Source organism: Pseudomonas sp. RSB 5.4 (genome assembly GCF_037126175.1).
In the GTDB taxonomy this organism is placed as follows: domain Bacteria; phylum Pseudomonadota; class Gammaproteobacteria; order Pseudomonadales; family Pseudomonadaceae; genus Aquipseudomonas; species Aquipseudomonas fluorescens_H.
Genome location: NZ_CP146986.1, coordinates 5,275,665 through 5,287,522, shown reverse-complemented (window position 1 = coordinate 5,287,522; position 11,858 = coordinate 5,275,665). Strand labels below are relative to the sequence as shown.

Genomic DNA, 11,858 nt, shown 5'->3' with positions numbered 1-11,858 from the left:
CGAAGACTTTCGTCAGGCCGGCACCGCTCCCGACAACTGCGCAAGCGTTGCACTGCCGTCGGCGTCCTCGGCTTCGACGATTTCCCGCAGTTTCTGCACCAGACTCGATACCGCATAGGAACGTCCGCCCTCGAACCCGAGGAAGACGTCGCCGCGCATTGCCGGATCCGCCGAGCACACATCTCGCAGGATCAGGCTGTGCTGGCGATCCGGATCGACGATCAGCAAGTGCTCGTCGACAAACGACAGTTGCAGTGTTTGCGGTGCGTCCAGCGCCCAGATCAGCTTGCCGGGAATCGCCGGGGCCTCGCCCAGTGAGTGGCGGCAATCGACAATCACCGAGTCCAGCCGCAACCAGCAGGCCCTCGACAAGTGATACGTCACGCCGCCCTGCCCCAGGCGCAACACTAGACAACTCACGTCATCAGCGATCAGTGGCAACAGGTCTTCGACCTTGTTCTGGCCCTCGACCACCAGCACCTCGGCGTCGCGCTGCATGTATTCGAACGGGCCGATACTCTGCTGACCGGGGTAGATGTGCACGCGGTGTGCCTGAGGTTCGTGCAACAGCACATGCCGATGGCGGGTGCCGAGCAATTCGCAATCGTGCGGCAGGTCCTGGCCCGCTACCCGGATCAGTTGTACATTCGCCACGTCGAACCATTGCAGGTTGCCCGCGCCAGACTCCACGGCGATGTAGGGCTCATGCTCAGCGGTCTCCAGCAATGCCTGTAGAGACTCCGGCAAATGTTCCGCGTGCTCGCTGGCCCAGTGATGATCGACGCCAATGATTCGTTCAGCTTCCTGATAGCGCAGCTTGAGTGACACGCCGTCCAACGATGTCCCGCACAGACCGGAGCCGTCATTGCGCACGGCGCTGAACCGCCAGTCGTCCCACTCGGCCTGCGGTGCCGGCAGCAAGTCGCTTGCGAGTAACTGGGCGCCGCTGCCGAACGCTGGCTCCAGTTGCCGGCTGTCGAAGAACCGCTGACTGCAGATCTCTCCGCTGGCGACATCGAACAGCCAGACCGCCTGGTTGTCCGGTGTGACCCCAAGCAGGCGCATTTGCCGTTCGTGCCCCGGATCGCACACCAACAGGCGGTTATCCACATACCAGGCACACAGGCTGCGATCACCGGCGGCGTTGCGCAGACCCAGAATGGCGAAACTGTTGACCGGGTACTTCGCCGCCAGCGCTTCGAGTGCTTGCCACCATTGTGCGCGTCCCTTGAGCCAGCGCTCATTCAAGCCACCCAGTTGCACTTCACCCTTTACGGTCAGGTTGAAAAACAGACCGTCGTCGGTCAGGGCCAGATACCCGTCCTGTACCGGCACCACGTCGTTGAGCCCATCAGGCTGAAGCCATCGATGCGTCCAGTGCGCCGGCCAGCGCCCGCTGCCAGCGGACGCGCTGCGTTGCACCTTGCACAGCTTTTGCGCCAGCCGGTCGTAGATGAAAAACAGCTCGTGTTCATCGTTGACCGGCAGAAGCAGCAGATCACCCAGATGTTTGATCGAATCGGCCCAGCCACGGGTATGCCCGAAAGCAAACGGATGAATGCACAACAGGTCACGGCTGCGAATCCAGACCAGGTCGCGCTTGCCCGGATCGAACGCCCAGCAGACCGACACGTAGGCGGCCGGTTGCCAGTCGACGGTGCTGACGCCTGCGCGTTCGGGCACCGGCGATAACGTGAAATAGTGACCAAGCACCGCCGTCCAATCCGTCAAGGTCGGGTTGGCGAACACTCGCTGGCCCAGCTCACGGTCAATCTCTCGGGTAACTGCCACCAGTTGCAATTGGCCCTCATGGATCAGGTAGTTGATTTGCGTGACTTGCCGATCGGTACCCAGCCATTGCTGTTCGATATGAATCACGCCCTGCGCATCGACTTCAATACGCCGAATGCTGCACTGCCCCTCCATCACCAGCAGACGGTAGCGGCATTTGAGCAAACCGCTGACGGCGTCGACCTGCCAGATGTCGTAGTTGCGCACTTCATAGAAAAACGCAGAATCGTCGACCACCGCCGCCAGCAGCATTTCATCGGCCGCCAGTACCTCTTCACTGCGGATGTACAGAAAACGATCCTCGGCAGCGTCGTACCAGGCCGTGGTGTGACGCGGCTGACCCTCGGGCTCGAAAGGAATCGGAAAGTGATGAACCGGCGTGTAAGGCAGCACCAGCCGATGCTCCCGGGCCAGTGTCTGGTAATGCGTGAGCAGCGACTGCTCATTGTCCCCGGCTGGCGCGTTCTGCTCGACAATGTCCAGTCGTCCGTCATGGCGGTTGACCTTGAACGATTGCCGCCCGGTCAGCTGGAGCATGACCTCATGTCGACCTCTACCACCGAACGTCACCTTTACACCGCCCACAGCAAGCACCCCGCCGACCTCAATCCGCACATCACTTTCGGTGGCCCAGGTCGCTACCAGACTCCAACGGCACAGAAGCAGGCTGGGAGACTGCAACTGGACATTGACCCCGCGATTGAGGATCAGTGAACAGGCACCGCCCGCACCTTCGATGCGGTACGACAACTTGTCGTGCCAGACCGCCGGCGTCATGGGCACCGCCAGCGCACGTTCATGGGCATCCAGGCGCACCTCGATCACGGTTGGCCGATAGGACGGGGCGAGACGGTTGATGATGTAGTGCACGGGAAAGGAATAGAAAGAAAACAGAAAGCGCAATCGGCCATCCGCATCCTTCTTCTCCAGCTTGCGGGCGGTATCGAAGCCGGTGTCGTGACGCAGCGTCGAGAAAGGCAGCGCCTTGTATTCGTAACCGTAGTACGTGGTCGGCGTACACGGCAGGACGACCAGTTGCGTGCTCGGCGGATCGAAATGGATGTAGCCGGGAAGTCGCAGTTCACGGCGCAGATCGAGCGCTTGTTGATCATCCGGATTGAAATCCGGCACCCCGAAATGGTCGCGCAGCCGATACACCTTCGGACTGTCGAGCACCAGCATCGTGCGATTGAAGTCCAGGCTCTGGACGACCAGCGAAGGGTGAGCGACCCACGCCCCGAGTCTGTCGTCATACCGATAACCGACACCCCGACAGGCCCGCTCCAGCTCATCGAAGAACAGCCCGACCTCCTGCGCCTGCTCAGCGATCCTGGCAAACCCCTGGGCCAGGGCCGCCACACCCACGGCCAGTCCGCCCAGGATCACCCCGGCTCCACCGAGCACTGCGGCCGCTGTTGCCGCGCCAGCCGTGGCGGCCCCCAGACCACCGGCGGTCAACGCCAGACTGGCGGAGTCGAAGGCCAATTGGGTGCCGAACTGCGCGCGCTCGATCTCGTTGTCCGCGGTCGCCAACTGATAGATGTCGAAGCCGACATTGGCCAGCCCCAGCACCGCGCCCACACCTTCGTTGGCGACATGTCCCAGCGCCTCGCCCACCACTGGCGCACAGGTACGGGCGATGATCTTTTCTTCATTGAGCGCGGTTTTGATCAGACTGATCAGGCCGGCGACATCCGTGACATTGCCATGCACCAGCTGCGCGTAATTGACGTAAGCGTGCAAGCGCACGGCGGTGGTCAAGGTGCGGTCATTACCTTCTCGACCACGCAGGACGTTCATCAGTGCCTGGATGGTGAAGCCGGTGTTGAGGGTGTGAACGACCCCGGCCTCAATCAGCTCTGGCGAGGCTCGGGTGCCCAGTGCCGAAAACTGCTCCGACAGATATTTTTTGATGCGCAGCAGACGATGATCGGTGCTCACCACCTGCGCCACATGCTCGGCCTGCGAAGGATCGATCAGGTTGATGCGGTACTCGCCGGCGGGTGTTATCTCCAGGGTTTCGAACAACGGCACCAGCGGTTTTACTGAAGCATGCAAATCCTGTAAAGCGTCAGTCGCCTGGGCAATCTGCTGTCCCCACCAGTGACTGTCCAGCTCGCGCAGGCTGCGCCCCAGGTGCGGATTGCTGACCAGTGAATGGCCGCGGGCACTGTTCAGGCGCCGACGGATCGGTCGCTGTGTATGCTCCGGCAGCACATTGTCGGATTCCAGCAATTGCCCGACGCGCAAACCGCCGGACAGATCCAGCGCCGATATCTTTTGACCTTGCAGCTCAATCAGATCGAACGTCGGGCGCGCGTCTTCGCCATAGGCCGCATAGTATTTCGCCATGCCCTGTTTCTGGAAAAGATCGGTCAGTGCCAGCTGAAACTGGTCAGGCTGGCTGAATTCGAACACGCCGAAATTGGGATCATAAAAGTGATAGGTGGCGTGTCCATCCTTGAAGATTTTCGCCACCAGCATGGCGTGGTTGTCCGAGTTGAGCATCAGCGTGCGCGAGCTGGCGAACGCTTCCAGCGTGGTGCCGAGCTGCTGCAGATCGACCCGCCCCAGCGGCCTGCCGATGTCGTGCAATTGCACGCCACGCAACTGCTCAAGCGCCTGCAGAAATACCATTGAATCGCGCTGTTGCGGCTCGGCAGTGGCCAGGTAGAATCGCTCGCGCAAGCGTCGCGACGCCGCCACGCCGTGCTCCAGAGCAGCGCTCATGATCAGCGCCAGCGGGTAACAGCGGCCACCGGGATCACCCGGCCCCTGGAGCAACAGATCCTGCGGTACCAGCTTGACGTCATTGGCCTCGATCTGCCCCAACACCTGACCCAGCCGCAGGATCACCTGTTCACGATGCTCGCGGGTGGCGATGGTCTGGATAAGGGCAACATGACGCCCCCATTGAAATAGCGTGTGCGCCTGCGACAGCGCGGCTCGCTTCAACGTCAACGCGTTGTCCGACGAGACCATCGGCTGGTCGACATGACTGGCGAGACCGGCCATGAATTGCGCTGCCCGATGCTGATACAGGTGGCGTTCAATCGCCGCATAACGTACCGACGCCCCCACCTCGGCAACGCTGTTGGCGAGGTTGTCGAGTTCGGCAGCGACCTGCTTGAAGCTTTGGTTATCCAGTGAGCGTACGCCCAGTAGCTGGCCCAGCAATACCCTTTGCAAGGCGCTGGCCTGGAACAGGCGCAGCGGCTCCTGTGCAATACCACTGAGTAGCTCATCCAGCGTCAGTCCGTGAACGCTTGCATCGTTGAGCGACGCCGGAGCCTTGAGGCTGGCAGGCTGAGTCTTGATGGCCTGACGATCATCGAAGTCGAGCCCCGGCCCGCCGGGGAACTGCAGCGGGCCGTTATGCCCTTCGCGCATCGCGGCCACGAACGGTTCACCTAGCCTGTCGATCATCCGCTGCAGTACATCCGTCAACAGCACCGGCCGGCCCTCGATAACCGGCCAGCCCTCCTCGAACACGATGCTTTGCTGGGTCAACAATGCCGTTACATCGCCGCTGTAGCGCGCACTGTACCGCCCTTCACGCCAGCGTCGCTGCTCGTCGAGCACCCACTGCTCGGCATCACTGGCGTTGTCTTTCCAGGAGTGATCCAGCTCTTCCTCAGTCTTGTCGTTGACCATCCACAGCGGTTCGATAGCCGCCTCCACCCGTAATGCTTCCGCTTCGCGCGGGACGAAGTTGTGCCGTTCGTAATCGGCCATGCCATCGCGCATCGCGGCTGGACCGGTCAGATAAATCGTCCCTTCGCTCTGCGGGCGAATGCCGTCACTGAAATAGCCCGCGATGGCCAGCATCAGAAAGTTGGCCGCCACGTCCTCGGTCATCGACAGTTCGGCCAGCGGGCCAAATGTCTGCTCGAGCACTTCGCGCGCCAGCCCTGTCATGCCGTCAAAGTCGCTCAGTGCGACGCCACGCTCGGCAGCGAGGCGATTCGTTTGATCAATGGCCTCATAGTTGAACCGAAACCGCTCGATCACGCTTTTGAGCATCGGCGATTGCGCGTGAGCCATCAGGAACGAGTTGCTCAACGTGTTCTGCACGGCAACGGCACGCAGGTCCTGCGGACGCACAAGCAGCTCTGCCGGCGCCTGGAACACCTCGTTCAGCGCCGGCTGCTGCCGGGCAAAAGCCTCTAGCGCGGCGCGGTGTTCTTCGGGAATCCGCGCCAGATAATCGGTGTATCGGTCACGCAATGCCTGGCGTCCCGGCATCCAGTGCGGGTTGTGATCGAGCAGCAATTGCAGAACGCCAAGGCGCGCATCGCCGCCGAACGTACTGATGTCGATCCCGGCCATGGTTTTGACCAGTGGCGGCAGATTATCGACATCGACGTAGCGGCCCCCCTCGTCGTACACCGCCTCGACCCGCACCACATCGGAGGCGGCGGCCAGATTGCCGCGCAACCGGGTCTCGCGATCATAAATGTCCTGCAGTCGCAGCGGCGCGTCGAGGTCATGCAAGTCGCGCAACTGCAGATCCCCGTCTGCCAGAGCCAGCAGACTGTGCCGGTTTTGCTCGATCAGGGTTTCCAGTTGTGCCGCGTCCTGACCATAGGCGCGGGACAACAGGTCGACCCGCGCTTCATCTGCCGATAATCCCCGCTCAAGCGCCGCATTGATGTGCTGGAACATCTGCTGCTTGAGCACGATGACCCGCTCTTCGTACAGCGTACCCAGTCTGGCCTCGGTCATATTTTCGCTGCCGCCGTGCTGCATGGCGTCTGCCTTGGCGGCCTCGACGATCAACTTGTTGGTTTGCCAGGCCAGTAACGCGTCACTGTCATACCAGAGATGGAGGCTGTAACCCTGCCCGCTCAGTACTTGCTTCCAGAGATTGAGGTAATCATGCTGGATCGCGCCCAGACCACCGCCCAGCCAGACAAAGTGCAGGTTCTTCACAACCGGTGTTGCGGCAGTCTTGGCGTAAGTCTCGCTATTTCGCAGACGGGTCTCGAATGCCTGAATACTGCTGTAGATTCTCGATAAAGCGTCCTTTGGCGGTTCAGGTTGGCTATGGGTGTCACGACGCACACGCGATACACCCATCAACTGTTCCAACGAATGTTTGAGCAGTGTCAGCGGTTCAATCAATCGCGGGGAGTCGAGCAATCCGATACATGCAAAGTAATAGCGCCAGACGGACTGATAAACGTCATTTTCCCGATGTACCAACAGGGCCTGCTCAAGATCAGCCTGTTTGAACAGGCTGATAAATCCAACATAACCACTGACGTCTTGAAGTCTTTGATCGTGCATGAAAGCTTCTCCGTTACTTGTCCAACATCATGTGCGCAGATGGGCACCTGGATGACGAACAAGCTAACGACTGGCGAACCAGTGCTCAAACTTCAGAACTTTCAATACATGTCAAAACAGCCATCTTGAAAACAACTGATAAAGCATGTAACAGCAACCAGTTATTGCTGCCAGCCTGATATAAAAATCGACACAACTTAAGAATACGCGGCGCGACTGCGCCTGAACTTTTATGACTGCCTGTCAAGATTCAGGATAAGTCCGACAAAATATAAGTAACAAGAAAGATCCCACACGGCGCTGGAGCAGATCCCACACGTCCCGCTGAAAGATACGACACCGGCAAATCCGGAAACACTCTACCCGCCATCCCGGTATGGCGAGGGGGCAAGCCCCCTCGCCAGCATTCACGACTGCGGCTTTTCGCCGTACCAGCGCGGCGTGTAGACCCACTCGCCACCGTCCGCTTTGGCAAAGGTGCAAGTGGTCGAGGAACCGATCAGCACCATGGTGCGCATGTCCACCTGATCGGGGGTCAGTTGCCCCAGCGTGGTCACGCGCAGGGTTTGCCCCGGCCGGCCAATGTCGCGCCCCAACACCACTGGCGTCGCCGCGCTGCGATGCTGCGCGACGATTTCCAGGGCCCGGCCCAGTTGCCACGGACGCGCCCGGGAGATCGGGTTGTAGAAGGCCAGGGCCAGATCGGCCTCGGCTGCCAGATCCAGACGCTTCTCGATGATCGACCACGGCTTGAGGTTGTCCGACAGCGACATCACGCAGAAGTCATGCCCCAGCGGCGCGCCCGCTTGCGCAGCCGTGGCGAGCGAGGCGGACACCCCCGGCAGGATTTCCAATTCGACGCTGTGCCAGGCCGGATCGCTCGACTCGTGCAACGCTTCGAGCACCGCCGCGGCCATGGCGAACACGCCGGGGTCGCCGGACGAGACCACAATCACCGAACGCCCCTCGGCCGCAAGGCGGAATGCGTGACGGGCACGCTGCATTTCTTCGCGATTGTCGGTGCAGTGCTGCACCTGATCATCGCGAAACGGGCCGGCCATGCGCACATAGGTTTCATAACCGAGCACATCGGTGGCCCGCGCCAGTTCCGCCTTGACCGCAGGCACCATCAATTCGGCAGCGCCAGGGCCGAGGCCGATCACCGCCAGGCGCCCACGTTGACGACCGATCTGCGCGACGTCCAGCGGCTGTTCGGCGAGGGCAATCGCCAGGCCGTTGGCACTGCTGATCGTGGCCTGTGGCAGTGCCTGACGGGCGAGCTCGCCGAGGTCTTTTTGCGCGGCGACAAAGCGCAACGGCACACCCAGTTCGAGGGCCGCTTCACGCAGTCTGGCCGAGGCCATTTCAGTGTCAGCCGCCAGCAGACAGGCCAGCGACTGCTGCGCAACCCTGGCCTGCTGCAACGCTGCGCGCACGGCGCTCGGCAGATCGTCTAGCTGCGCGCTCACGGCCACCGCCATGCTGCGCGGATAGATCAGCAACTCGTTGGCGCTCGCGACACGCTCGGCACTGCCAACATGAATCGAGCGCTGCGCCTGCGGGTCTTGCGGCAACTGCGCCTGATCCAGCCACGGCGCCGCCCCCTCGATGCGCACGCTGTGCCCGGCCAGCAGATCGGAAACGAAACGCTTGCCCAGTTCCAGATCCGCCAGCGCATAACCGCTGGGTGGATTGAGCAGGCAAGTGCCAAAACGCAATTCGCCACTGGTGGTGATCGCCGCGGCGACCTGCAATGCGGCGCCGATTTCACGGGCCATGACATTCACCCCGCCGAGGCCGCCGAGCAGCGGCACCACGGCGCTGCCATCTTCGGCAACGGCGAGTACTGCCGGTTCAGCGCCCTTCTCCAGCAGCAACGGCGCCAGGGTGCGAATGACAATGCCGGCAGCGCACAAGGCAATGATCGGCGTGTCCTGCTGGTACAGCTCACGCAGGGTCGCACCGAATTCCTGATAGCTGCAGTCGGCACCTTCGACGCGTCCGGCGAGGCCGTGGATCTGCGCCGTCGGATACAGCTGCTGAATACGCCGCGCGGTGGCGAGTGCGCCCTGTCCAAGGATGACAATGGCCGGTGTGGATGGCGTCATCAACCTTGCCACCGTTCGCCCGGGACGATGATCAGCGAGAAGTACGGCGAGGACATCGGCTCGACTTGATCCAGCGGCACGATCTTCTGATTGGCCATGGTCGCGCGTTCGACGTACAGCGCCCGCTCGGCCAGACCGAGTTCTTCGAGTACCGCACGAACTTTGGGAAAATTGCGCCCCAGCTTCATGATCACCGCCGCATCGGCGTCGGCCAGACGTCGCTTCAGATCCTCATGCGGCAATACGCCGGAGAGCACCGACAAGCTCTGGTTGCGATACACCAGCGGCGCGCCGAGCACCGAGGCGCCGCCGAGCATCGAGCATACGCCCGGCACCACTTCGGCGTCGTAGCGCGTGGACAACCGATCATGCAGATACATGTAGGAACCGTAGAAGAACGGGTCGCCTTCACAGATCACCGCTACATCGCGGCCGGCGTCCAGATGTGCGGCCACAGTCTCGGCGGCTTCATCGTAGAAATCGCTGATCACTTGCTCGTAGGACAGCGGTGCCGGCAATACTTCGGTGGTCACCGGGTACACCAGCGGTAGCAGATTCTGCGCATCCTGCAGATGCGCCTCGATAATGCCGAAGGCATTGCCTTTCTTGCCCTTGGCAACGAAGTACGCCACCACCGGCGATTCGCGCAGCAGGCGCAGGGCTTTGACGGTAATCAGTTCCGGATCACCGGGGCCCACGCCGAGGCCGATCAGACGTCCTTTTGCCTGCATCATTCGATCTCCGTGGCGAGGGCATTGACTGCGGCGGCGGCCATGGCGCTGCCGCCGAGCCGGCCTTGCATGATCACGAACGGTACGCCGCGACTGTCCGCTGCCAGCGCCGCTTTCGATTCGGCGGCGCCGACGAAGCCCACCGGGAAGCCAAGGATCAGTGCCGGTTTCGGTGCGCCGGCGTCGAGCATTTCCAGAAGATAAAACAGTGCGGTCGGCGCGTTGCCGATCACCACCACGCTGCCTTCCAGGTGCGGGCGCCACAACTCCAGCGCCGCCGCCGAACGGGTGTTGCCCAACTCGCGCGCCAGCTCCGGCACGCTGTCGTCGCGCAGGGTGCAGATCACTTGGTTGTTCGCCGGCAAACGCGCACGGGTCACGCCTTCGGACACCATCCGCGCATCACACAGGATCGGCGCACCGGCCGCCAGCGCATCGCGCCCGGCCTTGCCGGCGCCCTCGGAGAACTGCAGACCATCGACCGCCTCGACCATGCCGCAGGCGTGGATCACCCGCACCGCGAGTTTTTCCAGATCGGCCGGGATGCGCGCCAGATTGGCCTCGCTGCGAATGATCGCGAAGGAGTTGCGATAGATCTCCTGACCGTCGCGGATGTAATCAAGCATCAAGGGGGCTCCGTGAGCGGGCGTCGAGCAGGATCGCGGCCGCTTCAATAGTAAGGTTGCGTGCGTGCAGCGTGCCGAAACCCGGCAGCGTTGCATCGCGAAAATAGAGGTCATAGTGACCGGGGCTGACCGCCAGCAAAGTCGCCGGTGTGCGATGGGCCGCGGCGCAAGAGCGCGGGCAACCGGACAGGTGCACGCTCTGCGCCTGTGGCAATAGCGTCGCCAGCCGCCGGGCGTCGTGTTTGGTATCGGCCAGGCCTTTGCCGCAGCCGCTGGAGCCGGTGCAGGCGATCAGCCGGGACAACGGCTCGCCGGCATCCGTCAGCCAGTGCAACTGCGCCAGGTGTTGCAGGACTTGCGCAGCGTCGGTGGACTTCACGTTCGGCAACAGCAGACTTTGCCAGGGGGTGAAACGCAGGCTGCCATCGCCGAACTCACGGGCCAGTCGGGCCGCACCACGCAGCATGGCCGGATCGAGACGACCGAGCGCCGGCACCGCACCGACATACACCCGGTCGTCAGCGTTTTGCGCGTGCACACCGATGTGCAGCGCATCCGCCAGCGGCGTGCGCTGTCGGGCAATGGCGGCTCTGATCGCCACGCGTTCGCGCAACTGTTCGAGAAAGGCCAGCATCGGCCATTCATCGAGCAAGTGGCGCATGCGCGTCTGCTCCGGCCGAGCCAGTTCAAGGAACAATTCCAGCACCGCGACCACCAGCGCATGGCCGTTTTCCACGGTCACGGCGCCGACCGCACGATCTGTCGGGCAGCCAGCCAGACCGAACGCCAGGAGCATTTCACCGTCACGTTCGAACGCCGACAGCCACAGATCATGCGGATGTTCGAGCATCGCCAATGCCTCTCCGCCGTCCAGTTGCACGGCAAACTTGGCGCTCAACTCGTGAAAACGTGGGTGCGTTTGCAGGGTCGCCAGAATCTGCTCCGCCAGTGGCCGAGTGTTGAATTGCAGTTGCCGATCGATGCCGGCACTCGGGCTGAGCATCAGGTTGCGCACATCGTCGCCCGCGGCGGTTTGCGGCCCCAGGCCGGCGGTCAGCAAGCTGTCGATCAACGCTGCGGACTGCTCGCCAATGCCGCGAATCTGCAGATTGGCGCGGTTGGTCGCTTCGATCGCGCCACTGGCGAAACGCTCGGCGGCATCGGCCACCGCGTCAGCCTGATCGGCGCTGATCGAGCCGCCATTGAGCTTGATCCGGCAGATACCGCCGTCCAGCGCCTGGACAATACGCAGCAACCCCGGGCAAGCCGAGGGGCGTAAAGCGGTGGACATAGGGCGTTCGTTCAAGGGATGA

The 11,858-nt window shown here is 62.2% G+C and carries 5 protein-coding genes; all 5 read right to left on the bottom strand.

The window, feature by feature from the left end; translation table 11 throughout:
- Positions 1–12 precede the first annotated feature (12 nt).
- On the bottom strand, positions 13–7,080 hold the full coding sequence (locus tag V9L13_RS23840; RefSeq protein WP_338800690.1) for a TcdA/TcdB pore-forming domain-containing protein: 7,068 nt from the start codon (positions 7,078–7,080) through the stop codon (positions 13–15).
- A 407-nt stretch (positions 7,081–7,487) separates the two neighbouring features.
- Positions 7,488–9,188: a precorrin-3B C(17)-methyltransferase gene (gene cobJ, locus V9L13_RS23835; RefSeq protein ID WP_338800689.1), complete on the bottom strand. Its 1,701-nt coding sequence runs from the start codon at positions 9,186–9,188 to the stop codon at positions 7,488–7,490.
- Positions 9,188–9,919: a precorrin-2 C(20)-methyltransferase gene (locus tag V9L13_RS23830; protein WP_247841333.1), complete on the bottom strand. Its 732-nt coding sequence runs from the start codon at positions 9,917–9,919 to the stop codon at positions 9,188–9,190. Before V9L13_RS23830 ends, cobJ begins: the two co-directional genes overlap by 1 nt.
- Complete coding sequence (locus V9L13_RS23825) at positions 9,919–10,545, bottom strand: precorrin-8X methylmutase (RefSeq protein ID WP_103520958.1); 627 nt, start codon at positions 10,543–10,545, stop codon at positions 9,919–9,921. Before V9L13_RS23825 ends, V9L13_RS23830 begins: the two co-directional genes overlap by 1 nt.
- The gene (cobG, locus tag V9L13_RS23820) at positions 10,538–11,836 is read right to left on the bottom strand and encodes a precorrin-3B synthase (RefSeq protein WP_338800688.1); all 1,299 of its coding nucleotides are present in this window, start codon (positions 11,834–11,836) and stop codon (positions 10,538–10,540) included. The genes V9L13_RS23825 and cobG overlap by 8 nt, the downstream gene beginning before the upstream one ends.
- Positions 11,837–11,858 lie beyond the last annotated feature (22 nt).

What these genes read in the sequence shown, in the direction of transcription:
- V9L13_RS23840 (WP_338800690.1), bottom strand. Translation starts at nt 7,080, where the DNA reads ATGCACGATCAAAGACTTCAAGACGTCAGTGGTTATGTTGGATTTATC.
- cobJ (WP_338800689.1), bottom strand. Translation starts at nt 9,188, where the DNA reads ATGACGCCATCCACACCGGCCATTGTCATCCTTGGACAGGGCGCACTC.
- V9L13_RS23830 (WP_247841333.1), bottom strand. Translation starts at nt 9,919, where the DNA reads ATGCAGGCAAAAGGACGTCTGATCGGCCTCGGCGTGGGCCCCGGTGAT.
- V9L13_RS23825 (WP_103520958.1), bottom strand. Translation starts at nt 10,545, where the DNA reads ATGCTTGATTACATCCGCGACGGTCAGGAGATCTATCGCAACTCCTTC.
- cobG (WP_338800688.1), bottom strand. Translation starts at nt 11,836, where the DNA reads ATGTCCACCGCTTTACGCCCCTCGGCTTGCCCGGGGTTGCTGCGTATT.